Annotated in this window: 35 protein-coding genes and 1 pseudogene; 13 read left to right on the plus strand and 23 right to left on the minus strand. The window is 49.5% G+C overall.

The annotated features are described in order from the left end of the window. The first annotated feature begins 75 nt into the window (after nucleotides 1-75). Nucleotides 76-726: a hypothetical protein gene (locus ABLV52_RS17175; RefSeq protein WP_348890659.1), complete on the plus strand. Its 651-nt coding sequence runs from the start codon at nucleotides 76-78 to the stop codon at nucleotides 724-726. Nucleotides 727-738: 12 nt separating this feature from the next. Here ABLV52_RS17175 and ABLV52_RS17180 read toward each other — a convergent pair whose 3' ends face one another. The 11 genes from ABLV52_RS17180 to ABLV52_RS17230 all read right to left on the minus strand — a co-directional run bounded on the left by ABLV52_RS17180 (nucleotide 739) and on the right by ABLV52_RS17230 (nucleotide 6,185). Beyond that, complete coding sequence (locus ABLV52_RS17180) at nucleotides 739-1,191, minus strand: phage virion morphogenesis protein (protein WP_348890660.1); 453 nt, start codon at nucleotides 1,189-1,191, stop codon at nucleotides 739-741. Next, nucleotides 1,184-1,615: a phage tail protein gene (locus ABLV52_RS17185; protein ID WP_002896172.1), complete on the minus strand. Its 432-nt coding sequence runs from the start codon at nucleotides 1,613-1,615 to the stop codon at nucleotides 1,184-1,186. Before ABLV52_RS17185 ends, ABLV52_RS17180 begins: the two co-directional genes overlap by 8 nt. Continuing rightward, a complete protein-coding gene (lysC, locus tag ABLV52_RS17190) occupies nucleotides 1,578-1,826 on the minus strand; it encodes an Rz1-like lysis system protein LysC (RefSeq protein ID WP_223847808.1) in 249 nt (82 codons plus the stop codon). Before lysC ends, ABLV52_RS17185 begins: the two co-directional genes overlap by 38 nt. After that, nucleotides 1,711-2,139: an Rz-like lysis system protein LysB gene (gene lysB, locus ABLV52_RS17195; RefSeq protein ID WP_348890661.1), complete on the minus strand. Its 429-nt coding sequence runs from the start codon at nucleotides 2,137-2,139 to the stop codon at nucleotides 1,711-1,713. Before lysB ends, lysC begins: the two co-directional genes overlap by 116 nt. Before the next feature lie 4 nt (nucleotides 2,140-2,143). Continuing rightward, on the minus strand, nucleotides 2,144-2,653 hold the full coding sequence (locus ABLV52_RS17200; protein WP_100157469.1) for a lysozyme: 510 nt from the start codon (nucleotides 2,651-2,653) through the stop codon (nucleotides 2,144-2,146). Next, nucleotides 2,634-2,849, minus strand: coding sequence for an HP1 family phage holin (locus tag ABLV52_RS17205; RefSeq protein WP_004144702.1), 216 nt, complete (start codon nucleotides 2,847-2,849; stop codon nucleotides 2,634-2,636). The genes ABLV52_RS17200 and ABLV52_RS17205 overlap by 20 nt, the downstream gene beginning before the upstream one ends. A 3-nt stretch (nucleotides 2,850-2,852) precedes the next feature. After that, nucleotides 2,853-3,056 carry a tail protein X gene (locus ABLV52_RS17210; protein ID WP_004144701.1) on the minus strand — a complete coding sequence of 68 codons (204 nt, stop codon included), beginning with the start codon at nucleotides 3,054-3,056 and terminating at the stop codon, nucleotides 2,853-2,855. Then, complete coding sequence (locus ABLV52_RS17215) at nucleotides 3,056-3,520, minus strand: head completion/stabilization protein (RefSeq protein WP_019704961.1); 465 nt, start codon at nucleotides 3,518-3,520, stop codon at nucleotides 3,056-3,058. Before ABLV52_RS17215 ends, ABLV52_RS17210 begins: the two co-directional genes overlap by 1 nt. Before the next feature lie 96 nt (nucleotides 3,521-3,616). Further along, entirely contained in the window at nucleotides 3,617-4,267 is a 651-nt protein-coding gene (locus ABLV52_RS17220; RefSeq protein WP_004174300.1) for a terminase endonuclease subunit, read from the minus strand. 3 nt (nucleotides 4,268-4,270) lie between these two features. Then, nucleotides 4,271-5,335 (minus strand): phage major capsid protein, P2 family, encoded by a 1,065-nt coding sequence (locus ABLV52_RS17225; RefSeq protein ID WP_004174298.1) that lies wholly within the window; start codon nucleotides 5,333-5,335, stop codon nucleotides 4,271-4,273. A gap of 16 nt (nucleotides 5,336-5,351) precedes the next feature. Beyond that, nucleotides 5,352-6,185, minus strand: coding sequence for a GPO family capsid scaffolding protein (locus tag ABLV52_RS17230; RefSeq protein ID WP_004174295.1), 834 nt, complete (start codon nucleotides 6,183-6,185; stop codon nucleotides 5,352-5,354). A gap of 140 nt (nucleotides 6,186-6,325) precedes the next feature. Between ABLV52_RS17230 and ABLV52_RS17235 the strand changes: the two genes are divergently transcribed. The 6 genes from ABLV52_RS17235 to ABLV52_RS17260 all read left to right on the plus strand — a co-directional run bounded on the left by ABLV52_RS17235 (nucleotide 6,326) and on the right by ABLV52_RS17260 (nucleotide 12,007). Then, nucleotides 6,326-8,089: a terminase family protein gene (locus tag ABLV52_RS17235; RefSeq protein WP_186962247.1), complete on the plus strand. Its 1,764-nt coding sequence runs from the start codon at nucleotides 6,326-6,328 to the stop codon at nucleotides 8,087-8,089. Between the two features lie 26 nt (nucleotides 8,090-8,115). Continuing rightward, nucleotides 8,116-9,117 carry a phage portal protein gene (locus ABLV52_RS17240; RefSeq protein ID WP_348890705.1) on the plus strand — a complete coding sequence of 334 codons (1,002 nt, stop codon included), beginning with the start codon at nucleotides 8,116-8,118 and terminating at the stop codon, nucleotides 9,115-9,117. Nucleotides 9,118-9,200: 83 nt separating this feature from the next. Then, nucleotides 9,201-9,827 carry a hypothetical protein gene (locus ABLV52_RS17245; RefSeq protein ID WP_179192463.1) on the plus strand — a complete coding sequence of 209 codons (627 nt, stop codon included), beginning with the start codon at nucleotides 9,201-9,203 and terminating at the stop codon, nucleotides 9,825-9,827. A 123-nt stretch (nucleotides 9,828-9,950) separates the two neighbouring features. Next, complete coding sequence (locus tag ABLV52_RS17250; protein WP_157843420.1) at nucleotides 9,951-10,091, plus strand: hypothetical protein; 141 nt, start codon at nucleotides 9,951-9,953, stop codon at nucleotides 10,089-10,091. Nucleotides 10,092-10,749: 658 nt separating this feature from the next. Then, complete coding sequence (locus tag ABLV52_RS17255; protein WP_086531359.1) at nucleotides 10,750-11,238, plus strand: helix-turn-helix domain-containing protein; 489 nt, start codon at nucleotides 10,750-10,752, stop codon at nucleotides 11,236-11,238. A gap of 124 nt (nucleotides 11,239-11,362) precedes the next feature. Next, on the plus strand, nucleotides 11,363-12,007 hold the full coding sequence (locus ABLV52_RS17260) for an Abi family protein (protein WP_200891391.1): 645 nt from the start codon (nucleotides 11,363-11,365) through the stop codon (nucleotides 12,005-12,007). 68 nt (nucleotides 12,008-12,075) lie between these two features. On the opposite strand, the pseudogene ABLV52_RS17265 reads toward ABLV52_RS17260, so the two are convergent. From ABLV52_RS17265 to ABLV52_RS17315, 11 genes and pseudogenes are all read right to left on the minus strand, one after another. Next, a pseudogene (locus ABLV52_RS17265) lies at nucleotides 12,076-12,335 on the minus strand (hypothetical protein). An 84-nt stretch (nucleotides 12,336-12,419) separates the two neighbouring features. After that, nucleotides 12,420-12,653: a DinI-like family protein gene (locus tag ABLV52_RS17270; protein ID WP_045387395.1), complete on the minus strand. Its 234-nt coding sequence runs from the start codon at nucleotides 12,651-12,653 to the stop codon at nucleotides 12,420-12,422. Nucleotides 12,654-12,664: 11 nt separating this feature from the next. Further along, nucleotides 12,665-12,853: a hypothetical protein gene (locus ABLV52_RS17275; protein ID WP_045387397.1), complete on the minus strand. Its 189-nt coding sequence runs from the start codon at nucleotides 12,851-12,853 to the stop codon at nucleotides 12,665-12,667. A gap of 172 nt (nucleotides 12,854-13,025) precedes the next feature. After that, on the minus strand, nucleotides 13,026-15,431 hold the full coding sequence (locus ABLV52_RS17280; protein WP_348890662.1) for a replication endonuclease: 2,406 nt from the start codon (nucleotides 15,429-15,431) through the stop codon (nucleotides 13,026-13,028). Next, the gene (locus ABLV52_RS17285; protein ID WP_348890663.1) at nucleotides 15,412-16,299 is read right to left on the minus strand and encodes a DNA adenine methylase; all 888 of its coding nucleotides are present in this window, start codon (nucleotides 16,297-16,299) and stop codon (nucleotides 15,412-15,414) included. The genes ABLV52_RS17280 and ABLV52_RS17285 overlap by 20 nt, the downstream gene beginning before the upstream one ends. Continuing rightward, nucleotides 16,296-16,523, minus strand: a complete 228-nt coding sequence (locus ABLV52_RS17290) for a TraR/DksA family transcriptional regulator (protein WP_023305022.1) — start codon at nucleotides 16,521-16,523, stop codon at nucleotides 16,296-16,298. Before ABLV52_RS17290 ends, ABLV52_RS17285 begins: the two co-directional genes overlap by 4 nt. Then, nucleotides 16,523-16,756 carry a DUF2732 family protein gene (locus ABLV52_RS17295; RefSeq protein WP_348890665.1) on the minus strand — a complete coding sequence of 78 codons (234 nt, stop codon included), beginning with the start codon at nucleotides 16,754-16,756 and terminating at the stop codon, nucleotides 16,523-16,525. Before ABLV52_RS17295 ends, ABLV52_RS17290 begins: the two co-directional genes overlap by 1 nt. 67 nt (nucleotides 16,757-16,823) lie before the next feature. Beyond that, nucleotides 16,824-17,165: a DUF5347 domain-containing protein gene (locus ABLV52_RS17300; RefSeq protein ID WP_101816934.1), complete on the minus strand. Its 342-nt coding sequence runs from the start codon at nucleotides 17,163-17,165 to the stop codon at nucleotides 16,824-16,826. Next, complete coding sequence (locus ABLV52_RS17305) at nucleotides 17,129-17,329, minus strand: phage filamentation protein Fil family protein (protein ID WP_004174277.1); 201 nt, start codon at nucleotides 17,327-17,329, stop codon at nucleotides 17,129-17,131. The genes ABLV52_RS17300 and ABLV52_RS17305 overlap by 37 nt, the downstream gene beginning before the upstream one ends. 7 nt (nucleotides 17,330-17,336) lie before the next feature. After that, complete coding sequence (locus ABLV52_RS17310; RefSeq protein WP_004174275.1) at nucleotides 17,337-17,846, minus strand: phage regulatory CII family protein; 510 nt, start codon at nucleotides 17,844-17,846, stop codon at nucleotides 17,337-17,339. Nucleotides 17,847-17,878: 32 nt separating this feature from the next. Beyond that, nucleotides 17,879-18,121 (minus strand): Rha family transcriptional regulator, encoded by a 243-nt coding sequence (locus tag ABLV52_RS17315; RefSeq protein WP_032438893.1) that lies wholly within the window; start codon nucleotides 18,119-18,121, stop codon nucleotides 17,879-17,881. 116 nt (nucleotides 18,122-18,237) lie between these two features. Between ABLV52_RS17315 and ABLV52_RS17320 the strand changes: the two genes are divergently transcribed. The 4 genes from ABLV52_RS17320 to ABLV52_RS17335 all read left to right on the plus strand — a co-directional run bounded on the left by ABLV52_RS17320 (nucleotide 18,238) and on the right by ABLV52_RS17335 (nucleotide 22,702). Beyond that, nucleotides 18,238-18,870 carry a phage repressor protein CI gene (locus tag ABLV52_RS17320; protein ID WP_194445044.1) on the plus strand — a complete coding sequence of 211 codons (633 nt, stop codon included), beginning with the start codon at nucleotides 18,238-18,240 and terminating at the stop codon, nucleotides 18,868-18,870. Between the two features lie 2 nt (nucleotides 18,871-18,872). Further along, nucleotides 18,873-19,910 (plus strand): site-specific integrase, encoded by a 1,038-nt coding sequence (locus ABLV52_RS17325; RefSeq protein ID WP_348890667.1) that lies wholly within the window; start codon nucleotides 18,873-18,875, stop codon nucleotides 19,908-19,910. Further along, nucleotides 19,897-21,126 (plus strand): hypothetical protein, encoded by a 1,230-nt coding sequence (locus ABLV52_RS17330; RefSeq protein WP_101988194.1) that lies wholly within the window; start codon nucleotides 19,897-19,899, stop codon nucleotides 21,124-21,126. Before ABLV52_RS17325 ends, ABLV52_RS17330 begins: the two co-directional genes overlap by 14 nt. A gap of 334 nt (nucleotides 21,127-21,460) precedes the next feature. Next, nucleotides 21,461-22,702 (plus strand): integrase, encoded by a 1,242-nt coding sequence (locus ABLV52_RS17335; protein WP_348890668.1) that lies wholly within the window; start codon nucleotides 21,461-21,463, stop codon nucleotides 22,700-22,702. 165 nt (nucleotides 22,703-22,867) lie between these two features. On the opposite strand, the gene ABLV52_RS17340 is transcribed toward ABLV52_RS17335, so the two are convergent. After that, complete coding sequence (locus ABLV52_RS17340) at nucleotides 22,868-23,587, minus strand: hypothetical protein (RefSeq protein WP_348890670.1); 720 nt, start codon at nucleotides 23,585-23,587, stop codon at nucleotides 22,868-22,870. A gap of 125 nt (nucleotides 23,588-23,712) precedes the next feature. Here ABLV52_RS17340 and ABLV52_RS17345 point away from each other — a divergent pair, with 125 nt between their 5' ends. Together ABLV52_RS17345 and ABLV52_RS17350 are read left to right on the plus strand one after the other, a co-directional pair. After that, nucleotides 23,713-23,946, plus strand: coding sequence for an AlpA family phage regulatory protein (locus tag ABLV52_RS17345; RefSeq protein ID WP_348890671.1), 234 nt, complete (start codon nucleotides 23,713-23,715; stop codon nucleotides 23,944-23,946). A gap of 167 nt (nucleotides 23,947-24,113) precedes the next feature. Beyond that, a complete protein-coding gene (locus ABLV52_RS17350) occupies nucleotides 24,114-25,328 on the plus strand; it encodes a hypothetical protein (RefSeq protein ID WP_348890672.1) in 1,215 nt (404 codons plus the stop codon). Nucleotides 25,329-25,423: the final 95 nt, after the last annotated feature.

The following is a 25,423-nucleotide window of genomic DNA, read 5'->3' on the forward strand; positions in this document are numbered from 1 at the left end:
AATCGTCCATTCCAAATTGTATGAACACTGAGACAATGCTATGTTTTCAAAAAACTTTGATGGGATGACACGAAAATGGATGAAAACAATCAACCAGAAAAACATACTGACAAGCCAGCTAACTCAGATAAATGGAAACTTTGTGATTTATTAAACCCTTTTATCGAAGTCTTTAAGATTTTTACTTCAAAGGATGAAAAGGCAGTTGAAAATGCAGCTGAAAGCTTTCAAATGCGAATTCAGAAATGGATATTCCTTACATTAAGTCTATTACTTTTAGCCAAAGGTTTTTTTGAAGTATTACAAACCCTATCGTTCCTAGAGCAACCTATTGTGCTAAACATTCCACCATTTAAAGAACCTCTCATTTTTTATAAAGACCATGGTTTAGCAGGTGGATTATTAAGAATAAAAGCACTTGTATTCATTGCCAATGCTCTAGCCCTTTCGTGCGGATTCCAATTAGCATATATGCTTGTAACTAAAGGACCTGATGAAGCTGTTGAACCCATTATGCTAGGTATTGCATCTGCTATTCTCCTCATTCTTTCTGATAGTTCACCAAGTGCATGGGGACAAGGAAAATCTTTAGCAATTTTCCTTTTGATAATTAGCATTCCAATTTTATATTGGTCATCAAGAAAAATGAAACAAGATAGAGACATTGACAAAGAGAACAAAAAAAAGGAGAAAGAAAAAAATGAATCACAATCCGGCCCCATGTGATATCCATAAAAATCAACTAGGCCCTGATAAATAGTCAAATAATTTTCCTTGAATTAACATATCAGTTTCATGGTTCATACCTAATAAACGGCGTTTTGCATAGCGCACCTCCATCCCTTTCCTGCTGACCCGATCACGCAAGCCATAGTGATGCACGCGGGCTATGCGCTGCACCCGGCTCTCAAACTCGACGCTGGCCGCGTCCTGGCTGGCGAGGGCTTTCTGGTATTTTGTGGTGCGGAGTTTTGCAAACATCTGCCGACGGATGCGGCCCTGTTTCGTTCTGGCCGTCACGCGACGCGGCTCGTAAGCCGTCCCGTCGGGGTTGCGCTGCATCCTGATATTTTTCTGCTGGCTGCGGCGCAGCTGCTGCGCCAGCTCCCGCATCATGCGCTTACGTGTGGCAGGCTCCAGACCCGCCAAGAGCGCATCTAACCAGGCGTCAACTTCCTGCAGCTCAGCCACGGCTCACCGCCCACATTTCGTCCGGTTCGTCCGGTTCCGGCACCGCTTCGACGCTGGACACGTCACCGTCAGCGCTGACTATCACACGCTCTGTCAGTTGCAGATTCAGGCTGATATCACAGATATCATTGCGTAAAATATCGACTTCAAAGGAAAGCAACTTTTCCCGCAGTTCCGGGTTATGAATGGCATCCGGCTGATTCTCCATGAGCCAGGCCACCACCGGCGCCATCAATAACCCCTGATCGCCGCTGAAATCCACAATCACCACATTCAGGGTGTAACGATATTCCCATGAAAGTGACGCTGCCCCGGTTGCCACCACCGATCCGTTATCAACGAACAAATGCAGCTTATCCGGGTTATCGCGAACATATGGCACCGCGTTATTCAGGGCGCGGCGTAAAGATTGAGGCTTGTTCACTGTTTCGCTCCTGACAGGAAATTATCGTGTCCACTTTGTCGGCGCAGGCCGCCCAGGCCGCCTCCGCTTCATCCAGCGCGGTCAGCAGATGACCGTTAGTGCGTGCCGCCGACTTTTCCAGGCGGCACTGCGTCACTCTGGGACAACCATTCACGGTAAGCAGCACCTCCGGCGAGGGCTGGACGTTCGCGCATCCTGATAACGTCAGCAGGCAGAAGAGTGTCAGCCCAGCGGCGTAAATCCTCATTTTCACGTTTTAACTCCTCAATTCTGCGCTGACGACTTCGCAGCAGCGCGTTTGTACTTTCTGCCGCCGCGTAAAGCCTTGCCTGTTCCCGGTTATTGGTTTCGGACAGGATGGACAAGGCGATCAGCTGGCTGTTAGTTTTTGCCAGTTTTTCGCCTGTCGTTTTCAGAACCCGCCCTTGCCGCTCGATGGTCTGGCTGGCCTCCTTCATCCGCCATGACTGCCAGCCCAACGCAGCCAGTACCAGTGCCAGAATTATCACCAGTGTCCGCGTCATATGGTTACGCTCCTTTTAAGCACCAGGACAGCTCCCGCGCGCGGCGGTTGTCCAGCCCCGGATTAAATACGCCTTTGACGTATACCCAGCGCGGCAACTGATAGCAGGCATCGCGCCAGCGCTTCTGATTGATAAACTTCACCATGGTTGAACCGCAGGCATTGCCGGTTCCCACGTTGAAGGCCAGCGATACCAGCGCGTCATAGACGTTCTGCGGTACGCTCACCAGGACACAGCGATCCAGCGCCTTCTCCACCCTTAAAATGTTGGTGATGAAACTCCCGGCGGCCTGCCGTTCCGTGATGGTCTTCCCCGGCACCACGCCGGACGTATTGCCAATGCCATCGGTCCACACCCCCGCATCACACTGATACGGCTGCAGGCGACAACCCTCGTAATCGGCTATCAGCTTCAACCCTTCCACTGAGGTATGAAGTTGCTGAAAGCCCGGCAGGGTGGCGGCAATCGCCAGCACCGCCCCTACCAGACAGCGTTTAACGGTTGAAGGATTCATATTCCCCCTGTGTAATTTTTCCGCCGCGCAGCAGCTGGTAGGTTTTGTGTTTGTAGTACCAGTTGATGGCCAGCATCAGCACGCCAATCAACACACCGCCCACTGTCGACACATCCTTAAGCGATAAATCTCCCATCCATGCCAGCAGTACAGCGATGCAGTACGTGATGAAGGCGCTGATCCGTTCAAGCGTCATATTTCAGTCCCATAACTGGACGGTCTGCACCGTGGAAGTGGTGGCAATATCCGGCAGCTCCACCTGCAGCCCGTGTGGTAAGAACGGGCCGTGCTCAGCCAGCCCCGGATTTGCCTGCAGTACCTGCTCCGTGACGCCCTGCGTGCGTCCGTAATGACGCCAGCAAAGCGCGTCCACCGTGTCACCCTGGTACGCACGCACTTTCATCAGATCAGCTCCACCGTACAGTGAGGCGCATCCTGCACCCGACTAATTGCCCAGCGCGCATCACGCCACAGATCGCCGCTGGCCTCCGCCAGCTCATCCCCCCTTTTCACACCGGAGGCCGTGGCGTCGTAGTCCTGGTAACGCTCATTCACCTGCGCGCGTGCCCAGCAATAAACGGCGTTGTGGTAGTGGTGAATGCGTTCGCTTTTACCGTCCAGCAAGTCCGCCGGTACATCGGCCAGCGTCATAAATCCCAGCGCCTGCTGGCGCTTGCGGAAGTCGTACAGCTCCGCATTGACCTCTGACATCGCAGACCGGATGAGTTGTCCGAGACGGGGTGACGTCACCGTGCCATCCGTCCGCATCACGCTGCGAAACTCTGATAAATCAACATCGGGCCAGAACGGCGTATTTTTGATAATTTCCGCCTGTTCCGGCGCCTGCTCAGGCGCAACAAACTTCATGCGGGCTTTCTCCTGAAATAGTGGGCGGTGGACGGGGTTTTGATGTGGCAAAAGCCTTTCGCCACCCCGTGCCGCCCGTGCGCGGGGCACGTTCCGTTAACGGCTGTCATTGCGCAATCTGCGCTCCAGCTGCTGTTTTTCTTTTTTGACGCCACAGCGTGGATCAAGCTGCAGCGCATGATTGATGTGATTCAGGGCGGAGGCCGGGCTGGTTTCGGTCAGTACAGCGCCAATCGCTTTATGCAGGCGTGCCCGTGACTGGTCTGGCATATCCTGGCCGTCTGTCAGCTCCAGTGTCTGCAGTAACAACCCGGCATCGAAAGATTCACCTGCCAGCAGGGCGGCCTGCGCAGCGTCTGCCATTTCCTCTGCCAGCACCGTCTGGACGTTACGGTTTCCGATGGGCATCACCCATCCGTGCCGCAGCGCATGACGCCCTGCATCCAGCGCACCGGCATAATCACCGGCATCGATACGCCAGAGCATTACAAACATCACCACGTCATCCTGCCGGGCACCATCAGCAGCCAGCACCCCCTCCACCCAGGCGGAATAACGGGGCAGCAGCTCCACTTTGATTTGGGCTTTCTTCACGGTGGACTGGATACCTTTCAGCCGGCGGCGGTCCTCCGCCAGCTGCATCAGCATCAGGTCATACCCCGTCGCGTGGCGAACATTGCCGCCCTGTCGGGCGGCCTGTTCAGCCTGGACGCGCAGGCGGTGCTGCCGTGCGGGACTCAGGCTCATGCGTTATGCCCCCTCGCCTTCCGGTACAGCTGGCGCGCTGAAATCCCCCATCTGGATGTTTTCGACCAGCGCCGCGCAGCGGTAATCCTCAACCACATACGCTTCATTGACGGACTCGAAATTCTCGATCCGGTCACGTTTCGGGTTATCGATAACAGAACGACGGCGGGTATCTTCCTGCCAGTAAATTGACAGGTTATCCAGGCGGGTGATCAGCAGTGCATTCGCAGGGAAATACGGCGCGCGTACAGCCTGCAGGCCACCCATGCGTTTCTGGCTGATGATCAGATCAGCGGCCAGCTTCTCCGTGTTCTCCTGGTCTTTGTTAACCAGCGGGAAATACTTGTCAGACAGCAGCTCACGGCCACAGACCACCACCAGATCATCATCATCCTGATACACCGGGTCGATCAGCTCGTTGACCGCATCCATCACCACGGCATCCAGGTTGGCATAATCGCCACCCTTACCAACCTTCACGGCGCCTTTGGTGGTCACGCCTTCTTTGGTTTCGCTGCCCATGACATGATCCGGCGCATCTTCGCGGATTTTTTGCAGCCAGCCCTTATTTACGTCCTGCAGCATCGGGTTGGCTTCGCGGTCAGAGGTTTTGGCACGCTTCACGCCGTTGAACCCGATCATGATGCGGTCCAGAGCCTGGCGCTTCACGATGGCGTTACGAATCCGTACCTGGAAATCCTGGAATTTTGCCCACAGGTCCAGCTTTGCGTAGGTCAGCACCGTATCAAAGTTGGTCTGTTCGCATTTGTATTCCACGTCCGCCATTACTGTCGGGTCAGTTGGTTCGCGCTCTTTGGTGGTGGTATCCGTGGTACCGGCAATTGTGCTACCGACACCCAGACCCAGCAGCTGGCCTGACTGCTCATCCACCGGGGTGATGTTAATCAGTGTCAGAAAGGCAGCGGACTGCTGGATCTGGTCTTCCAGCGTCTGCTGTACCGACGGCTCAACGGTGAATTTGCTGGAAAGTTCTTCCACTTCCACGTTGTTCAGGCGTGCCAGCTGCTGCAGGTAGGCGTTAAAGGCAAAACGGGTTTTCTTTTTCATCGGTTCTTATGCTCCATCAGCAATTGGTCAGTGTGCCTGCCGGTGCGTTTCCGCCTGGCGCGCGCTGGCGATAATCTTTGCGGCTGTCTTCCTGGCTCAGCCGCTGCTCCAGTTCAGCAAAAGCGGTCTGCTGTTCCTGTAGGGAGGCTTCCAGCTCAGCAATGCGCGTATCCTGCGCAGACAGGGAGTGTTCAGTGCGTTCGCTCAGGTTTTGCTGTTCAGTAGCAATCAGCTCAACCGCGCGATGCACGTCAGAAAAACGTGCTTCATCGTTCTGTTCTTTTTTGGTGAACATCGCGGCAACGCGGGAAAACAGGGAGGGTTTATCGTCCTGGACTTCTTCCCACTCGATCAGCGTTTCTTCGGCGGCGGTAAAGAGGTTTTCAGGGTTTTGCTTGCGGCCTGCCAGGGGGTTACTTCTGGCGCTGGCGCTAAACTGCAGCATTTCAGTACCGAGGCTTGCGGGATCATCCGTCGCCGCCAGGCCAACCAGGTAGGCTTTGCCGGTATCGGCAAAACTGGTATTGACCTCCATCGAGGTAAACAGCTTTTGCAGATTACGGGTATACGCCACCAGGTCCTCTGACGGGGTGATCCACGCATACAGGGCCAGCTTCCCTTTCAGCGGGCCGTCTGCAATCTCCTCTGCCTCCAGCTTATCCACGGTCCCGAAACGGCGGAAAGGGCTATCAGGGGTGTAACCCTTGATGTGCTCCAGATTAATCAACGCGGTATACACCTGCGGGTCATAGCTCGCCGCCATCTGTTCCAGCCAGGCGCGCTCAATATTGCGCCCGTCTGTCGTTGCCCCTTCCACACCGATGCGGAAGCGCTTTGCTTTTACAGCCATGTGACCGACTCCATCAAATAACTCTGTGAGGCCTTATGGTTGCTGTGATGGAGGGGGTGAAACAACGCGCGGACCTTGTGCGGTAAACCATACAAAGGCCAGCCGGGGAAAGGCGCCAGGCAAGGCCGTATGTTTGTGCCATGGAAACGATGACCCCCGCAGACCTCGATCCCCGCAGGCAGGCATTACTGCTGTATTTTCAGGGATACCGCGTAGCCCGCATTGCTGAAATGCTGGGCGAAAAAGTTGCAACCGTTCACAGCTGGAAAAAGCGCGACAAGTGGGGCGAATATGGCCCACTCGATCAGATGCAGCTCACCACTGCCGCCCGCTATTGCCAGCTCATCATGAAGGAGCACAAGGAAGGGAAAGACTTTAAAGAAATAGACCTGCTGGCCCGCCAGTCAGAACGACACGCCCGCATCGGTAAATTTAACAACGGCGGTAATGAGGCGGACCTTAACCCCAACGTGCAAAACCGCAACCGCGGCCCCCGCAAGACACCAGAAAAGAACCTGTTTACTGACGAACAGATCGAAAAGCTGGAAGAAATTTTCCGCAACGGAATGTTTGAATATCAGCGCCACTGGTGGGAAGCAGGAATTAAGCACCGCATCCGCAACGTGCTTAAATCGCGCCAGATCGGCGCTACGTATTATTTCGCGCGTGAAGCGCTGATGGACGCCCTGATGACAGGGCGAAACCAGATTTTCCTGTCAGCCAGTAAAGCCCAGGCGCATGTTTTTAAGCAGTACATCATCGAGTTTGCCAAAGAAGTCGACGTAGAATTAAAAGGCGATCCCATGGTGCTGCCAAACGGCGCCACGCTGTATTTTCTCGGGACCAACGCCCGCACCGCACAGAGCTACCACGGCAACCTGTATCTTGATGAGTATTTCTGGATCCCGAAATTTCAGGAGCTACGTAAAGTCGCCTCCGGCATGGCGCTGCACAAGAAATGGCGCCAGACCTATTTCTCCACGCCTTCCAGCCTGACGCACAGCGCTTACCCGTTCTGGTCCGGCGCCCTGTTCAATCGCGGGCGGGCAAAAGCTGATCGCGTTGATATCGACCTGACCCACTCAGCCCTTGCTGCCGGTCTGCTTTGCGCTGACGGTCAGTTCAGACAGATCGTGACGGTGGAGGACGCCGTGCGCGGTGGCTGCAACCTGTTCGACCTCGACCAGCTGCGCCTGGAGTACAGCCCCGATGAGTACCAGAACCTGCTGATGTGTGAATTCATCGACGATCTCGCCTCCGTTTTCCCCCTGGCTGACCTGCAGGCCTGCATGGTGGACAGCTGGGAAATCTGGGAAGACTTTCAGGCGCTGGCCCTGCGTCCGTTCGGCTGGCGCGAAGTCTGGATCGGCTATGACCCGTCGAAAGGTACCCAGAACGGCGACAGCGCTGGCTGCGTAGTCATTGCCCCGCCGACGGTGCCCGGCGGTAAGTTCCGCATCCTTGAGCGTCACCAGTGGCGCGGAATGGACTTCCGCGCCCAGGCAGAAGCCATCCGCAAACTGACTCAGCAGTATAACGTGACCTACATCGGCATTGACTCCACCGGCGTCGGTCACGGTGTTTATGAAAACGTAAAAGGCTTTTTCCCTGCCGTGCGGGAGTTTGTCTATAACCCCAACGTCAAAAACGCCCTGGTGCTCAAGGCATACGACATTATCAGCCACCGCCGTCTGGAGTTTGACGCCGGGCATACCGACATTGCGCAGTCATTTATGGCTATCCGCCGCGCCACCACCGCCAGCGGAAACCGCCCTACCTACGAAGCCAGCCGCAGCGAAGAAGCCAGCCACGCCGATCTGGCCTGGGCAACGATGCACGCACTGTTTAACGAACCGCTGCAGGGCGAAGCCGCCAATACCAGCAACATTGTGGAGATTTTTTAATGACTGAGAATACCGCACAGGATGTGATGCCACCTGACGTACAACCCAATGATGCAGCGACTACCCAGGCGTTCAGCTTTGGCGATCCCATTCCGGTACTGGACCGCCGCGAACTTCTGGACTACGTAGAATGTGTGCAAATGGACCGCTGGTATGAGCCGCCGGTGAGCTTTGACGGGCTGGCGCGGACCTATCGCGCCGCTGTACATCACAGCTCACCGATTGCCGTTAAGCGTGACATTCTCAGTAGTACCTACATCCCCCACCTCCTGCTCAGCCAGCAGGCTTTTGCCCGTTTCGTCCAGGACTATCTTGTGTTCGGTAACGCCTATCTGGAAAAACGGACGAACAGGCTGGGCGGCGTCCTGTCACTGGAGCCATCACTGGCGAAGTACACCCGGCGCGGGATTGACCTTGATACTTACTGGTTCGTGCAGTACGGCATGACCACCCAGCCTTATGAGTTCACCAAAGGGAGCATCTTTCACCTGATGGAGCCGGACATTAACCAGGAAATCTACGGGCTGCCCGGTTATCTCTCTGCCATCCCGTCAACCCTGCTGAACGAGTCTGCGACTCTATTCCGCCGTAAGTATTACATTAACGGTAGCCATGCCGGCTTCATCATGTACATGACAGACGCAGCACAGAATCAGGAGGACGTGAACAACATCCGCCAGGCTATGAAAAGCGCCAAAGGGCCGGGCAACTTCCGCAACCTGTTTATGTATTCGCCCAACGGTAAAAAGGACGGCATCCAGATCATCCCGCTGTCGGAGGTCGCGGCGAAAGATGAGTTTCTGAACATCAAGAATGTGAGCCGCGATGACATGATGGCAGCACACCGCGTACCGCCGCAGATGATGGGGATTATGCCTAGTAATGTTGGGGGATTTGGCGATGTCGAGAAGGCTAGTAAGGTGTTTGTGCGCAATGAACTCATGCCGCTGCAAAGGCGTTTCGAAGAACTGAATGACTGGCTTGGCGAGGATGTCATAAAGTTTTCTTCTTATGAGTTATCAGAATAAAAAAACATAAGCCACCTCAAGTGGCTTTTTTTCTGACTAAAAAATGATATGTTTGAGTTTTACTTTATATTAGAAATATATAAATGAAAGAAGAAAGAACCCTAGAATTTTATGAGAAGCTTTATTTTTCAGAGATAGAAAATAAAGACAAAATACACACGCGTGCTCAGGCAATCTTTGGTTTCACCGTAATAACAGCAACAATATTGACTTACCTTGTAAAAAACACATCATATGAAGAACATCCCGTTTTCGCTACAATTTCGACAGTCTTTACTTTAGTTTCATTTGCTTTGCTTTTTTGGTCATCATTGCTTCTAAAGAATGTGATGTGGGGTAATGAATTTCAGTATTGCCCGACACCGAATGTATTGTATGAACATCATAAGGCGCTTATCGACTATGAGGTTATTTATAGAAAATATTGCGACGATAACGAGATTGAATATGATGATAGTCATAATCCAGACCGCAAGCTTTGGGAATACATCACTACAGAGCTTAGAGAATGCGCAAGCTGGAATACTGAAAAGAATGAACTGAGGTCAAGCAACCTTTTTGAATCGACCAAATACCTAGTTTGGTCATGGATTCCTCTAATCATAGGAGTTATGCTTTTCTTAGGTGCCGATCTGGATGCAGCCTCACCCAGAAAAGACAATAAACCCAATTACCTAATTGTCCCTCTAGAAAATGTCAGGAGAATTTGATGAGTAACATTAGGAATGATCAAAAACCACCACCGCCACCACCTCCAACTCCTCCATTAAGACGTTCTGTGATGGAAGATGATTCTAAATCGAAGGAACATCGAAAAAATATTAAGGATAAACATGGCTGAAACCAAGAAAATAGCAACGCAAAAACCGCCACCGCCACCGCCTCCCGCCAAGCCACCATCAAGGATGGTGCGAGAAAGTTATGGTGATCCAACAACCGAGTCTAAAAGGATTACTAGCAATGAAAAAAAATGATAAGGCAAAGGCACCGCCGCCGCCTCCTCCTCCTCCTCCTCCTCCGAGCAAGCCTCCTTCACGCTTGGCTTTTGATCACAATGATAAAAAGCAGAAAAAGTAGCTCTGTTTTTTGAGCCAACCAGAGCGCCACAGCACCATCCTGCGGGCGCTCTTTTTTTGACCCTCCGACCTGACCCGGCATTACCGAAGCTCCAGCGGCCCTGACATTGCGCCGCATTCTGACCACCAGTCCCCCTCCGCGCGCGCTCGTATCCCCGCCACGCCTGCCCGCTTTGTGTAGTGGTTTTCATGCACCTGCATGAGAAAAGAAAAAGCCCGCCAATACTGGCGGGTCGGAGCTAAAACGATCCTGTAACGATCATGCGGATTCATGCGGCATAGGCATGCACGTTCATTATGTTCTGGTAACGGTATGGGGGAAAAAATTTTTTAGCTTGCCCTGTAGACATCTGCGACTAGTCCCTCAGTATATCCTCATTGGTATCTTTCCGATTATCCTGATTTCCCGATTATCCTTATTAGGGAGACTTTTCCGCCTGGAGGCTATGAGACATTTTCACCCCCTACCCTAGAGACATATGCAACTAGTGGTGAATGCTATAACTTACTGCAATAAGGGTATAAAGTGTGATTATTGAAAACACGGAGAACTTAGATGAATATAGTTACAAGCGATAATGAAAGCAACGACCAAGCTACAGTTTCAAGCAGCCCAGCCAAAGCAAAGTCTGGCCGGGTAGCCGATGAAAAATGGGGAAAAGAAGTGATGAAGGCCGGGTTCTGCATAATCCCATCACTTTTACTACGCTGCCAGCAACGCTTAGGTCTAAACCCTTCCCAACTCGCAGTTCTGTTGCAACTGGCAGATTTTTGGTGGGAGGCAGGCCGAAAACCATACCCAAGCAAGCAAGCGCTATCTGACAGATTAGGGCTAAGTACACGCCAAATTCAACGATATATGGCAGAACTTGAGCAGGCTGGTTTACTCGTCAGGATCGTTCGTTCTGCGGATGATAATGGAAAACTCAGTAACGAATACGATCTGTCAGGATTGGTTAAAAAGCTCCGTGAACTCGCGCCCGAAGTTTTGAAAGCCAAAGAAGATACCAAGCAGGTAACACGCAAAGGTGGATTAAAGAAATGATGGGCGTAAAAAAACCCGCTAAGCGGGTTTCTTTAGTACTGCTGTATTCTTGTGTCCCGGGAGGAGGCTTTCGCCCGCAAGGCCCGTGGCTCTCGGGAAAGATTGTATACGCCTGGAGGGTAGGATGTCAATTATGACTCAAGAGGACATGGAATCCGTTCGTTTTGCACTATCACACGCCCGCATGTCTACCTACGAGGCTGCAATGGCGCATGATTACATGTCAGCACTCAGACTGTACGCCTGGAATGCCCAAGTGTCCGCAGCATTGTTTGCGTCTATACAAATCTGCGAAGTGGTTATTCGCAATGCTGTATCAGATGCTCTGGAAGAAATTTACGGTCAACGGTGGGCTTGGAATGCAACATTCATTAAAAGTTTACCTTTTCGCAGAAGGCAGGAATTAGAAACAGCGAGAGAAGGCTTACAAACGGTGGGCCAAGTTATTCCGGAATTAAGCTTTTATTTCTGGCAGCAAATGTTCACGAACCGACACTTTGGGCGAATCTGGGATAACCACATTGAGCGCATTTTCCCTAATATGGATAAAAAAATGGCAAAACAGCTTAAGCGTATCCATATCCATGATGAACTTGAGCATATTAGGAATCTGCGTAATCGAATAGCTCACCATGAACCGATTTTTCGGAGTGATCTTGAAGCTGACTTCAAAAGGATTGTTAACTTGGTGATGATGAAGTGCTCCACGTCCTCGCAATGGCTGGTGCAAAACAACTTATTCACTACTATCTATTCGCAAAAACCTTAGTCGCATATGCCAATCGACACTCTCCGTTGCAGGCTCGGAATCACCCATCCTAGTCTGAGCCCATGCATTTAATCAAAGAGGGAGTAATTCGCGTCAAATTCATCGCTTCGCTGCTCTATCATGATGACTTCCATCAAAAAGCCCAGACCGTCATACAACAAAACGGGAAATTCCAGCTCAAGCCAGAAGCAGTCCTCATAGGTGCGGCCTAACCCCCCCCCCCGCCGCACTCCTTGGGACGCTGAAAAAAGACCCAGCCGCCAGGGATATAATGCGGAAGAAGCTCACCACGATAAACCACCTGATAATTACTGTCCTTCCCACCCATGGCTAACGCCTCGCGGATCTCGTTGTTCAACCCTGCAGGCGCTAAAAGCCAGTTTTATCGCCTGCCGGGTTTTGGTTAATGCGCTTAATGCGTCCAGCTGTCGTCCTCCCAGACCTGCTGCATTATTTCCATTACGCGCGTTTTATCTTCATCCAGTTTTAACCCGCTTAACTCGATGCCATTGGCGCTGCCTTTTCGAATGCGGATCGTGGTTTTGGGATACAGAGGGCACAGGTTGCGGTAAAGCTCATTTTCAAGAGCTACCAGTGTCGCAGGGCTAATTTTCTGTTCTTTATCAATCATTATTTCGACACGCATAGAGATTCCCCTTAACTGGAAACGTCCATTGACCGGCCATATTCATGGTTACGTATTTTCGCCATTAATTCATCAGTCAGCTCTGAGACCCACTGGATAGCAAGCCGCTTCTCTTCATCGCTGCACTCACTAGCCGCTACAAGCTTGATAAAAAAATCAATACGCTGGAGCTTCAACGACTCCAAAAGATAGTCCTGCATTTTTCCCTCCGATCCTCACTACAGGATATGTAATGCCACATCCCTACATACGGACAACAAATACTGTATATACATACAGTATAATACGTTTTTTAAGTTGTAAAATACTTTTTATCATTCAATCAGATGTGTCCGATGTAGCAGAAAAAAGGCGAAAAATGCGCCCCCATCATCAGTACCACTGGCGCCATTTATCATCTTCCTGCAGCCTTTGGTTCCGGTAAAAGACACGCAGACCGGCACCGGATGGAATACTGCCACCGCGCAGAAGCAGATTGATCTCCGCCTCCGAACCATCAAAGCCTCTCGATTTAAGTTCATACTCCAGCTGCAGGCGCTGCTGATTATCCACATCCTGCCTGTACCCTTTCCGGCGCTTAGGCTTAACCATGCGAAGCCGTGCGTTTAGCTCCCTCAGCTCCTTTTTAGTCATGCTATGGAGATGATCCTGCAGCTCCCGCTCATCCATACCTGTAATATCCGGTAAATCCGGTCCGCTTCCTGCCCCGTTTTCGTTCATTTTTTCCACAGGGGGACAGTTATTGCCACGAGTCCAAGGGGCGCAAGCGCCCTGGTCGGCTGGCGCCTCCTGAACGTCAACGGCCTTACGAACCATTTTCCACTTCATCGCATGCGTGCAAATCCGGCCCTCAATAATCGGGGACCAGATGCCATAAATACGGATGCCGTGATCGCCATAGGCTGATGGCTCGTCATTGAGTTCATAAGCCGTGCGGACCAGGTGATGTTTACGCGGAACCAGTACGCCGCCCTGTTTCATGATGTAGGTGGCAAAACACCCGGCATCGGCTGCCGCCAGCACGGCATCCAGACGCGGGTTATCCAGTACCGGCGCACCTGCTTTTTTATCGGCCTGCTGTCGCGCGGCCTGGCCTGCCAGCAAACGCAGCTCGCGATAAGCCTGGCGGCCCGGTATACCGAAAAAGCGGAATTGCTGGACGCGATGCAGCGAAGCCCAGGCATTGACATGTTCGGCATTGTCCCGCAGTGATCTGCCGGTTTCTTTGCTGATTTCATTACCCAGGCCGCGGCCGTCGATGTTCTTACTGATGTACTTCGCGATGTAGCTGGTAGGCGTCCCCTTGCGCGGGTTGATCAGCTCAGATTTAAAGCGAGGGCCGGTATTATTTCCCAGCTCCTCGCGGTCCTCACGGATGGCAAATTTACGCAGCAGCGCAGTGATGGACTTGCGGTCTTTTTTGCGGATGAAGCAAAGCAGGTGCCAGTGCACGGTGCCGTCATGGTGTGGCTCAGCAACGCGGACGCCATACCAACGCAGCCCGGCTTTGTGCATCGCCTTGCGGAAAGCGGCGAACGTATGCACCAGATAGTCGCTGCTCTGCCGGACCGTTGCACTGGTCCATTTCGGGTTTGGCCTGCCGTTATTGAGCGTTGCGTGAAAGCGTGACGGGCAGGTGATGGTATAAAACACCGCGCAGTCTCCGCGCATTTCCGCGATTAACTCCAGCCCCTTAACACAGGCCATCATTTCATTACGACGGTGCGCCGGATTGCTGCTACTGGCGTTTACCACGTCTTCCATATCCAGCGTATCGCCCTGCTCATTGGTCAGCTCATGCGAGCGGAAGAACTCCAGCGATTTGCGGCGCTGTTCGCGTTTATGGATCACGGCCTCATAGCTGACATACGGGGACGCCTTTTTGTTAACCAGGCAGACGGCGCGCAGCTGTTCTTCCCGCCATTCACACCGCATCTGCCACAGCTTGCGATACCACCAGTCAGCACAGAGCATACGGGCAAGCGAACCCGGAATAAGTTCGTATGGTACCGGGTTACGGCGGTGCTTTTTGCGGCGCAGCTGCTCGAAGGCAGGCGGGATAACATCAAGGCGCATGGCCTCAGCGGCCACCCTTTCCCATGACCGGCGGATCTCTTCTGGCGTAACGTCTTCATCCGTAAACAGCTCACCGCAGGCAGCATCCAGACACATGCTCATGTGTGCCGCCACCAGGGTAGATAACCGCTTAACCTGCTCCTGGTTCATTTCCGGCAGAACCAGCAGGCCCTCCAGCCCGTCGTGGCTCGCCATAAACCGGAATGACGCAGAAACCTGGCTGGCACGCACGCGCTCCAGGCGTTCAAGGCACGACCTGATGGTTTCACGTAGATAGCGGGAATATGCCTTCGGCTTTCCCAGGCCCTCGAAATATTTAATGCGCTCAAGCAGTGGCTTGCTGATATGTGATGGTTCAGCGCTTACGTCTGCCAGAATCACCAGATCGGGATTAAACCGCTGCTGCTCGCGGGCCATTTTGGCACGGCTGATCAGCCGGTCCTGCTCCATTTCACGCTGAACAGGATCACGGGCTTCATTGTAGAAATAGCGTTCCCAGACCTCATCGCTCATCGCCTCACGGCGCAGCTGCTCCTGCTCGTTGTCGCTGGCGTAGAGGGCGATCAGGTTTGAAAGCGCAGACACCGGCGCAACTTCCGCCGGGTCCACATACGGGTTAACCGCTTTTTTCGGGGCATTCCAGACAAAAGCAGTGGCGGCATCATCTGCACCGCCGTAGTTTTTAACGTCGTGATGGCTCACACAAATACTCTCTTTGGAAAGTTTCGTAAGACGCACTCACGACTGGATACGCTGCCAGATCAAACCCGGACCAGATCAGAGGTTGAGAAACAGCGATAATTTCAGTTGCAGACTTACCATCACCACCGGCAACGCCCATACTGCGTTTTGCGTTAATACGGTGGCGGGTAAAACTCTGGTAAATCGAGTTCGTCAGCTCGGTTTCACTGTTCGACACAACAACCTGATGGCCTGCTGATGCCAGTACATCAAGAGTCGTCGCCAGGCGACGCTGTTCAAGCTCATTGAAACCATCAGTGTGATAATCGGTAAATGTACCGTCATAAGGTGGGTCGCAATAAATCACATCACCTACTTTGACCATTGCTAAAGTTTCCTCATAGCTGGCACAAATGAAGGTGGCGCGTTTTGCTTTCTCTGCAAATGCTCTGATTTCGTCTTCCGGGAAATATGGTTTTTTATAATTCCCGTATGGAACGTTAAATTCACCTTTCCTATTATAACGGCACAATCCACGATAACAGTGGCGATTTAGATAAAGGAAAAATACAGCTTTCCAGAAATCGGTGATTTCAGACGAATGATTAAAGTCCTGACGGATGTTGTAATAAGACTCTGCGCTATTTGTGCCTAAAAAGAAATGTTTTGCATTTGAAATGAACTTCTCACAGTCAAATGCAATCTGCTTATAAAGATTAATCAGGTCTGAATTAATATCCGCGACAAGATAATGAGGATACTCTGTCGCCATCATCACAGCGCAGGAACCCGCGAAAGGTTCAACCAGTCGCGGGCCTGCAGGCAGGTGCTTTTTCAGCTCATGCATGACGGCGGTTTTATTGCCCGCCCATTTCAGGATGGTGCTCATACAGCACCCCCATTGTAGTGTTTGCCTTTCAGCTCTGCGATTTCCTTACAGGTGACGCAGCACTGCACGCCGGGAAGCGCACGGCGGCGAGCGGGCGGGATTGGCGCATCACATTCGATGCATAAAACGCGGGAAACGCCCGGCGCTTTACTGCGGGCGGTGTGGATGTGCCGCTGGCGTTCTTCTTCAACGCGCTGCTGTACGAGGTCCATAGAATCAGACATTAGTGGATCTCCTGCGCTTCGTTCTGGATGTTTTCCGCAGTAACGCGCAGCAGCTCCGCCGCCTCAACGTGAGTAAGCTGGCGCGATGTGATGTGACACGCCAGGCTATCAAGGCGGGCGGCCATTGCCGCAGCACGTGCACGGCGTTCTTCCATGCGGGCCTCTGTCAGTATCTGGTTAAGACCTGCATCATCCGGGCCGATTTTGTTGGAACGGGTTTCTATATTTCGCATTGTTGTTTCTCCTGAATTTTGGCAAAAGAATGCCCGGCGGGTTTACGCCATTAATTTCTGTTACTGGTTAATTCGGCATGGTTAGCCGCTTTGGAAATAAGCTCACCACTGCACGAAAATGGTTCATTGCTTTTATCAGCTCCCGCTTTTCGTCAGTCGTCAGCTTATTCATATTGACGTTATGACGATCCGCCGGAATCTTAGCCATAAAGAATATGGCGGCTAAGGCACGCTCATTCTGTTTATGGTTAATATCTCGCTGGTCCCGCATATCGCTAATAAAACGCTCCAGTTCAGGTTCTATATTCAAGCCGAACACTTTCGCCCTAAGCTCTGCAATATGATTCAGGCCATCCAGCCGATGCCCCGGACTTAGTGGAACAGTCGCAGAATCGCCTTCAATAGCCATGGTTTCCCCTGTTTAGTAGTACGCAGTTCAGCCAGCAGCGCATCCTGCGAGCGGCACGGATGCCAGCGCTTGCCATCCTTCCCCATGATCCAGCCATGCCCGAAATGAGGTGATGGGCTTTGCTTAACGAGCAGCGATGCGAGTGATGGTTGTTTAGTCAACATAGCCACCTCAGATCAAACCAAACGAGGCACCCAGGCCAGTGACTGTATCAATGGTGCTGGCCATCGCCGGGCTTGCCTGCAGGCGCGCCTGCAACGTCACTGCGGTTAATGCCATCAGTCGAGTAACTGAATTGATGCTATCAACAATCTGGCGGCGCCCTGCCGTTGTGTGCGCTTCGCCGGAAACAGCGCCAGCAGCTACGCGGCCGATTTCTGCCGTGGCTTTCAGTACGTAGTCCGGCATTTTCTCCCGAGCGACTTCGTTTAGCGGCACGCACGGCAGGCAGTGGATCTGCGCCAGGAAACCATCAACCAATGCGGAATCCTCGGTCAGATCAGTAAGCAGCCAGATTTCCGGTGCGGTAAGTTGGTGCGGCTGGTCAGGGTTTAGCTTATTACGCAGTGTCTGGACATTCATTCCCGCGCGTTCTGCCAGTTTCGCCATGTTATGACGCAGCGCGAAAGCCCGGCAGGCCTCTTCAAAATGTGGATGTTTGGAAATCCTGAAATCAAACATGTTCGTCGCTCCAAAAGTTCTCATAATTGGACTTACTGACCAACGATGATGCGGAAGTTGGAGTGACCAAGGGACTCACGAACCTGATCGGTTTTGTACATCAGGTAACGCAAACTTACACGACCTTTATTTTTTTCTTTCTTTACCATGTACTTAGCGAGTTTTCCATGGTGGATTTTTTGATAAACAGAACCGCGTGAAATACCTTCCCATTCCGCGAACTCTGCAGGAGTTGCCATCTCTTTTGGTACACGAATTGAAATATCTGTGCTCATAGTGCAGTATCTCTTGGTTTGGTTTCGTTTTATCTCGTTTTATTTGGTTGAGGTTTGTTTTTCTAACCTCGATCGAATACTAAGATCACATTTTATATACGTCAAGGGTTTTGCTTATGAGATCTATCAAGGTTGGCAATGACAGCGGAGGACGTGAAGCAATCAATAGGCTGATTAAGGCTTATAAATTCAACTCTCGACAGCAACTATGCGACCATCTTTCTGTTTCAAAAAGCACTATGGCAAACAGATATTTAAGGGATAGTTTTCCCGCGGAATGGGTTATACAGTGCGCTCTTGAAACTGGGGTTTCGCTACTTTGGTTAGCTACCGGGCAGGGAGATAAAAATGATAATAATGCTCAGGAAAATAGTTTTGGTTTTGTGAACCACTCCCACATCAAACCGTTATCCGAGGTAGTAGCACCTGAAATTGACAAGGCCACATTGGATGGTGGAGCTTTAGTTGACCATGGAAAAGTCATACTAGATAACAGCCTGATCCCTCACAACATAGCTAATCCGTGGCTCATCCATACGGATGATGGTTCCTATCTCGTTGACCGTAGCGGCACTCCGCCAGTAAACGGTACATGGCTCGTCGATATCGATGGGATAAAAACGATGGCAAAGCTTGCACGAATCCCCGGTAATCGATTAGTTGTCCAGCAGGGCGAATCATCTTTTGAGTGCAGCCTTGATGATATTGAGGTCGTAGGCCGGGCAGTTAAAGTCATAAAGAGCATCTGAACATGACCATCAGAAAACAGCCGAACGGAAAGTGGTTGTGCGAGTGCTATCCGAACGGGCGGGACGGCAAGCGCGTGCGCAAGCAATTTGCGACAAAGGGCGAGGCTATAGCATTCGAAAATTTCACCATGCATGAAGTGAACAAAAAGCCGTGGCTGGGTGAAAAGGAAGATCGGCGGCGTTTGTCAGAATTGATTGAGCAGTGGCACTCCCTTTATGGCCAGACGCTCGCAGACCCCAAGCGCCTGATGGCGAAACTCAACATTATTTGTAACGGCCTAGGCGATCCCATCGCATCGGAGCTAACAGCCGGTGACTTTACCAGATATCGAGAAGCACGATTAAAAGGTGAGATACGAAACGAAGACGGCACGCTAATGTCGCCAGTAAAGCCCCGCACGGTAAACCTGGAACAGCGTAACTTATCATCCGTTTTTGGCACCTTGAAAAAGCTGGGCCACTGGTCAGCGCCTAACCCGCTCGCCGGGCTGCCTACATTCAAAATTGCAGAGGGAGAACTGGCATTCCTGGCCCCGGACGAAATTAAACGCCTGCTTGATGCCTGCGCTGACTCTCAAAGCCCCAGCTTGTTGAGTATTGCAAAAATATGCTTGGCCACCGGCGCGCGGTGGAGTGAAGCCGAAAACCTGCAGGGCCATCAGTTATCTAAATACCGGATCACCTATACCAAAACCAAAGGCAAGAAAAACCGAACCGTACCGATATCTCAGGATCTGTATGACGAACTCCCCAAAAACAGAGGGAAGTTGTTCACTCCATGTAGAAAAGCGTTCGAGCGCGCAGTGAAGCGGGCTGGCATCGTTCTGCCAGAGGGACAATGTACACACGTACTACGTCATACATTCGCTAGTTACTTTATGATGAATGGTGGAAACATACTTGTTCTTAAAGATATTCTCGGTCATACCGATATAAAAATGACTATGATTTATGCGCATTTTGCACCTGAACATTTAGAAGATGCAGTAACTAAAAACCCTTTAGCTATTTTATCGAGATATAATCATGATCAGAAATAAAGATAATATCAGCGATGGTATTAATATTTTTTTAGACATGCATAAAACAGATTTTTTAAGACCTCCTTTTACAATCAAAAAAGATATAATTACTGAATATAGAGATATTTGCGATAGGTATTTAAAATTTTTAGAATCTCATATTTCTGAAATGAATAATGGTTTCGCGAGAAAATTATCAAGAAGATTGGAAAAAACAAAAATTATATCAATTGGTATAACTGAGTGCTTACAACATTTTTTATCAGGGGATATAAAGACTGCATATGATAGTTTCGACTCAATATTTAATGATACTACAATATCAAAATACATACAAAACATATCAATTCCATTAAATGAAATTTGCAACAAAATGACCCCGCTTTTTCGAGTTAGAAAATCAGACTCACCTCTCATTACACGTGAAGAAATGTTTCATATCCCATTTAAACTACGGCACCTTGTAAATGCTCAACGATACTCGGTTGCCGGATTGCCCTGCCTTTACTTGGGTTCTTCATTATATATATGCTGGCAAGAAATGGACAAACCTGATTTTAATAAATTATATTTATCATCATTTTCTTCAAACGATGATAATGCTAAAGTTCTGAACTTTGCATCTGATATACTTTTTGGGAAACTTAGAGCATTACATATACCGAAGCATTTGCAGTACTCTGAAATTAGTATCATTACACAGTTATCTTACTTGACGTTGTATCCATTGATAATAGCTTGTAGCTTTATAAAAAAAGCAAAAAACGCATCATTCAACCAAGAATACATAATACCAAATTTGCTTATGCAATGGATTAGTCGAAGAAACAGATCTAATGTAATGGGTATAGCATATCGGTCAACAAAAATTAAAAGAACAACACAAAACAAAAGATCGATAAATGTTGTATTACCTCCCAAAATAACCTATTCACAAACATTGTCTCATGATTTTTGCCCCAAATTATCGTCAATGTTTGAATTAACCCAACCTATTTCCTGGCAAGTTTTAAAAACCCTTGATTATGATGTAATTGACAATGAAGATTCGGCAAGACAACAAGCCATACATAAATTAAAACGGAGAGAACATTTTTATGGAATAGAAAATTTTGATGAGGAACTTTTTGATTCTTTCTATCCCTTAACTGATTTTTTCAAGCTCGAGAACTCAATTGACAAATTATTTGAATACTCCTTCCTAGATGGCGACAGAATGGCGGCAGAGGACTGAAACAACATCAAACGCGTTAACACCTCATAAATCTAACCACGTGATATAAAAGGAAAATAACTGTTTTCATTGTAATGTAAATAGGATGTAGGAATTTCGGACGCGGGTTCAACTCCCGCCAGCTCCACCAAAATTCTCCATCGGTGATTACCAGAGTCATCCGATGAAGTCCTAAGAGCCCGCACGGCGCAAGCCCTGCGGGCTTTTTTGTGCCTTGAATTTATCCCGCGAAGTCTGATGCCAACTAATTAAATCCGAACCTTTTAGGCACCTTGTTAGGCACCTCATAAAGCTATATTGTTTTTGAGGTGCCTAAAACTATGGAAACCCGGCAATGGCAAGACAAACCAAACCTCTATCCGTTAAGGAAATCGAATCTGCTAAACCCAAAGAAGCGGACTACGTTCTCTATGATGGCGATGGCCTTGAGCTACTCATCAAATCCAGCGGGAGTAAAATCTGGCAGTTTCGCTACATTCGCCCTGTCACCAAGAAACGAGCAAAGAAGAGCATAGGCCCCTACCCGTCAGTTACCCTTGCCGATGCCAGAAACTACCGAGCAGAGTCCCGCTCACTCCTAACTAAACAGATCGATCCGCAGGAACATCAGCAAGAACAATTGCGCAGTTCGCTGGAAGCCAAAACAAATACTTTCCAGCTCGTAGCTGAACGTTGGTGGAATGTGAAGAAAGCTAGTGTGACAGAGGACTATGCGGAAGATATCTGGCGCTCTCTTGAAAGAGATGTCTTTCCTGCGATTGGCGACGTTAGCGTTACAGATATTAAAGCTCATACACTGGTTCAGGCCGTGCAACCGGTTCAGGCCAGAGGAGCACTGGAAACCGTTCGTCGCCTGTGCCAGCGCATTAATGAGGTCATGATCTATGCCCAAAACACAGGACTGATTGATGCTGTTCCCAGCGTTAATATCGGTAAAGCCTTCGAGAAACCTCAGAAAAAGAACATGCCCAGCATTCGACCGGATCAGCTACCTCAACTGATGCAGACAATGCGAACAGCCAGCATTAGCCTCTCAACACGCTGCCTGTTCATGTGGCAACTTCTTACTATTACCCGCCCTGCCGAAGCGGCTGAAGCTCGCTGGGATGAAATAGATCTGGAAGCACGAGAATGGAAAATCCCCGCATTAAGGATGAAAATGAACCGTGACCATACCGTCCCACTGTCAGATGAAGCATTGGTTGTTCTGGAGATGATGAAGCCGTTGAGAGGAAATCGAGAATTTATCTTTCCTAGCCGCATCAAGCCAAACCAGCCGATGAACAGCCAGACAGTTAACGCATCGCTGAAACGCGCAGGTTTTGGTGGGGTGCTCGTTTCACACGGTCTTAGATCTATTGCCAGTACAGCCCTCAACGAGCAAGGCTTTCCGCCTGATGTTATTGAAGCTGCACTGGCCCACGTGGATAAGAATGAGGTTCGTCGCGCTTATAATCGCAGCGATTATCTGGAACAGCGGCGACCTATGATGCAATGGTGGGCTGACTTCGTGATGGCTGCAGATCGCGGAACTATCATTGAGGTGGGGATAAAAAGAATGCGGCTCGTTGGGTAGAAAACATACGATGATGTTAAGTTATAGTTTAGTTAAAATGCCGCCTTCTGTGAAGGCGGCATTGATTCCATCTTTAAAAGCGAGTTGCTTATAGGTGGATGCTTACCGGTTTCGGCTGTTTAAATGTACTCCTTCACCACAATGCCAATGTCCATATGGGTAAAATCAATCCACGCGGTTATTTTTCATGTTCTTTTTTAAAGAACTATCCAATACGTCTCGTAAATCATCATATCTCTTACACCATGTTAATATGGCATTATCAAGATTATCGGTTTTCAAATTTATTTTGTGTTTTTTAACAAAAACCTCAAGTTGATCTACAACGGCACCGATTGCTGCAGTTTTAGTTTTCCATCCTTCTGCCGGGCAGTTTATTTTAAGCAACCGCTTCAACTCATCCCGTGCGGGTGCTAAAGCCGAGCCAGTAGCCTCTCCTCCCTTCTTTCCATGATCTTGCTTTTTCTTTAACGCCAATTCAGCAGTCTCTACACGGTCAGCGTATAGCCCAGCCCCCTGCCAGACTCCACCACAACCAGCTGCTCTTGCCATAAATAGCAATCCTTCACGCCGGTGCCCAGAGGAATAACAATACTGCCCCCAGTGGTAAAAGAAGAATGCAATGGCAAGATACGTTCCAAACTTTCCATTCCATTGTGCAGAAAAATTAGCATCGTAAAGCATGCATTCAAAATCATCATCCAGGATGTGGCAGCCTTCCTCCTTGAATTTATTAATTTTTTCTTTTGCTTTACTCTCGCACCGGTCACGGAGTTCATTGTAACTACTGACATCATCATCACTACCGCTGTAGCACGATATAAAACGCTCAGCTTCGCTCTTTACTGAATCAAAAATGCCATCCAGAACACTATCGTCTGTCATCCCAACCTCTCTTAAAACGTCACATTCCACAGTTTTTTTTTACTTTTGGTACATATCTGGATCCCATTTTGCCCTCTCGGTAAAGTTAGCCCCATCCATACAGGGCCAACAAGGAACAAATCGGTATGAACACTCAACAAATTAAAATCCTGCGTATGTCTAGTGTTGTCAACAAGATAGGCGTAGCCCGTTCTACCATCTACGACTGGATTAACCCCAAGTCACCACGATATGACGCCACATTCCCTAAACAACGTCGCCTAGGCATGCAATCTGTCGGCTGGCTTGAGTCTGAACTGGATGATTGGTTGCTGAAACGTCGTCTGGCATCATCAACTACTATTGCCGAACGACCATAAATGCAGCGTTATCTGCTGCCCACTTAGCAATGCCACGTGATGAAAAGAGTACTAACAATTAATTTATTATTAAACCACTAGTATATTTCAGATTCATTTGAGACATAAACATCTTAATTACTAACGATATATTAAAAAATACCATCAATTATGATCATGATTAATGAGTGGCTATTTATTTATCATGCAACATGATTAACTATGATAAGAGTCTTATTATGGCTATTTGTAAAAGAAATAACTGTACGCTCTCAATTGGTGAATTACCTGATGAGCGTAAATTCCGCTTATGTTCTGTACATTATCAGGGTAAGCTTTCTAATGCAGCTAAAAGAGCGCAAAGGTGGAATCTGACGTGTCAGTACCCGCCCTGTGGTATTAGCCTGTCTGGTACTCGCAATCAACGGTATTGTTGTATTGGGCATCGTAATAAAGATAGAAGGCTCATAGATGACGATGCCATTGTCAGTCTGGTAAAACATTCTTACTGGATCAACGTAGAGTCCAAGCTAAAGAATAATCCCCTCGGGCTGGGAAGTATCACCAGCCCTGATGACATTGCTGATCTCATCCGGTTGTACCAGCGCAAAGCAGACTACCAGAAAGCTTACAATACTCTAAATGGGCAAAGGGTTATTGATTCACAGGGGCAGGTTATTAAACGCCTGATACCCTGGCTGGAGCTGGAGTTATGTCACATATATCCGAATTCCAAAGGGGGGGCCAATACAGCGGATAACATCATTATTGCCCCTGCGTTGATTAACAGGATGATGAAGGACACTATTCCCGTGAGCAAAACCCGAGGAATGTTCAGCGGCATAAAAGCGGCAGGTTCTCCCCTGCCTGTAAAATCGACGTTATTAAAGGCGCTCACGATGCAATATGGTCAGGATGAAATACAGGAAGCGCTAGCCTCTGTAAAACATGTGACCTTTGCAGATCTGAGTGTACCACGCAGGCTGTTTGGTACGGACATTTATGCTTATCCACCATTACTGAAACTTTTAAACGATCAGGCAATGCGCTTGGGTCTCTGGCGTTTGAGGGAGTCCATTAATTCTATTGAAAGCAGTCACTGGCTGTCTGCAGGTCCTGCAAATGAGTTATTTGCTGCTGCTGCTTTTCATGCCATGTTAAATGGGGATAAGGATGACTTAATTGAGGTATTTTCAAGTCTGCACGAAGACATAATTGAACGAGCTAGGAATAAAGAAAAATTAAACCATGATTATTATCAAAACATTCTGGAACGGTATGTATCCCGTTATTTCCAAATAGACTTACACAATCAGGAGTCATGTATTTTATTTTACAATTCATTTTTCACAGTGCCGCCTTTGGACAAACATGGGGTTTTAATCATACCACATCACTTCTAATGGTAAGTTGCGTACTAGCATCTGGCACCTTACCTGGGACAGCTAAAGTCAGCTAAATCCGGCTTTTTTTCAACTGAAAAATGGACAAAACCGGC

The sequence above is a fragment of the Klebsiella sp. GB_Kp056 genome (assembly GCF_040064755.1).
Taxonomy (GTDB): Bacteria; Pseudomonadota; Gammaproteobacteria; order Enterobacterales; family Enterobacteriaceae; genus Klebsiella; species Klebsiella quasipneumoniae.

Coding starts and splice junctions, on each gene's coding strand:
- ABLV52_RS17240 (WP_348890705.1), top strand. CDS start 8,116: ATGCCACCTGACGTACAACCCAATGATGCAGCGACTACCCAGGCGTTC.
- ABLV52_RS17345 (WP_348890671.1), top strand. CDS start 23,713: ATGAACACTCAACAAATTAAAATCCTGCGTATGTCTAGTGTTGTCAAC.
- ABLV52_RS17235 (WP_186962247.1), top strand. CDS start 6,326: ATGGAAACGATGACCCCCGCAGACCTCGATCCCCGCAGGCAGGCATTA.
- ABLV52_RS17245 (WP_179192463.1), top strand. CDS start 9,201: ATGAAAGAAGAAAGAACCCTAGAATTTTATGAGAAGCTTTATTTTTCA.
- ABLV52_RS17205 (WP_004144702.1), bottom strand. CDS start 2,849: ATGACGCTTGAACGGATCAGCGCCTTCATCACGTACTGCATCGCTGTA.
- ABLV52_RS17285 (WP_348890663.1), bottom strand. CDS start 16,299: ATGAGCACCATCCTGAAATGGGCGGGCAATAAAACCGCCGTCATGCAT.
- ABLV52_RS17320 (WP_194445044.1), top strand. CDS start 18,238: ATGAGATCTATCAAGGTTGGCAATGACAGCGGAGGACGTGAAGCAATC.
- ABLV52_RS17200 (WP_100157469.1), bottom strand. CDS start 2,653: ATGAATCCTTCAACCGTTAAACGCTGTCTGGTAGGGGCGGTGCTGGCG.
- ABLV52_RS17300 (WP_101816934.1), bottom strand. CDS start 17,165: ATGGCTATTGAAGGCGATTCTGCGACTGTTCCACTAAGTCCGGGGCAT.
- ABLV52_RS17230 (WP_004174295.1), bottom strand. CDS start 6,185: ATGGCTGTAAAAGCAAAGCGCTTCCGCATCGGTGTGGAAGGGGCAACG.
- ABLV52_RS17295 (WP_348890665.1), bottom strand. CDS start 16,756: ATGCGAAATATAGAAACCCGTTCCAACAAAATCGGCCCGGATGATGCA.
- ABLV52_RS17270 (WP_045387395.1), bottom strand. CDS start 12,653: ATGCGTGTCGAAATAATGATTGATAAAGAACAGAAAATTAGCCCTGCG.
- ABLV52_RS17315 (WP_032438893.1), bottom strand. CDS start 18,121: ATGAGCACAGATATTTCAATTCGTGTACCAAAAGAGATGGCAACTCCT.
- ABLV52_RS17290 (WP_023305022.1), bottom strand. CDS start 16,523: ATGTCTGATTCTATGGACCTCGTACAGCAGCGCGTTGAAGAAGAACGC.
- ABLV52_RS17335 (WP_348890668.1), top strand. CDS start 21,461: ATGGCAAGACAAACCAAACCTCTATCCGTTAAGGAAATCGAATCTGCT.
- ABLV52_RS17210 (WP_004144701.1), bottom strand. CDS start 3,056: ATGAAAGTGCGTGCGTACCAGGGTGACACGGTGGACGCGCTTTGCTGG.
- ABLV52_RS17225 (WP_004174298.1), bottom strand. CDS start 5,335: ATGAAAAAGAAAACCCGTTTTGCCTTTAACGCCTACCTGCAGCAGCTG.
- lysB (WP_348890661.1), bottom strand. CDS start 2,139: ATGACGCGGACACTGGTGATAATTCTGGCACTGGTACTGGCTGCGTTG.
- ABLV52_RS17255 (WP_086531359.1), top strand. CDS start 10,750: ATGAATATAGTTACAAGCGATAATGAAAGCAACGACCAAGCTACAGTT.
- ABLV52_RS17220 (WP_004174300.1), bottom strand. CDS start 4,267: ATGAGCCTGAGTCCCGCACGGCAGCACCGCCTGCGCGTCCAGGCTGAA.
- ABLV52_RS17260 (WP_200891391.1), top strand. CDS start 11,363: ATGTCAATTATGACTCAAGAGGACATGGAATCCGTTCGTTTTGCACTA.
- ABLV52_RS17305 (WP_004174277.1), bottom strand. CDS start 17,329: ATGTTGACTAAACAACCATCACTCGCATCGCTGCTCGTTAAGCAAAGC.
- ABLV52_RS17325 (WP_348890667.1), top strand. CDS start 18,873: ATGACCATCAGAAAACAGCCGAACGGAAAGTGGTTGTGCGAGTGCTAT.
- ABLV52_RS17215 (WP_019704961.1), bottom strand. CDS start 3,520: ATGAAGTTTGTTGCGCCTGAGCAGGCGCCGGAACAGGCGGAAATTATC.
- ABLV52_RS17330 (WP_101988194.1), top strand. CDS start 19,897: ATGATCAGAAATAAAGATAATATCAGCGATGGTATTAATATTTTTTTA.
- ABLV52_RS17275 (WP_045387397.1), bottom strand. CDS start 12,853: ATGCAGGACTATCTTTTGGAGTCGTTGAAGCTCCAGCGTATTGATTTT.
- ABLV52_RS17310 (WP_004174275.1), bottom strand. CDS start 17,846: ATGTTTGATTTCAGGATTTCCAAACATCCACATTTTGAAGAGGCCTGC.
- ABLV52_RS17175 (WP_348890659.1), top strand. CDS start 76: ATGGATGAAAACAATCAACCAGAAAAACATACTGACAAGCCAGCTAAC.
- ABLV52_RS17250 (WP_157843420.1), top strand. CDS start 9,951: ATGGCTGAAACCAAGAAAATAGCAACGCAAAAACCGCCACCGCCACCG.
- ABLV52_RS17340 (WP_348890670.1), bottom strand. CDS start 23,587: ATGACAGACGATAGTGTTCTGGATGGCATTTTTGATTCAGTAAAGAGC.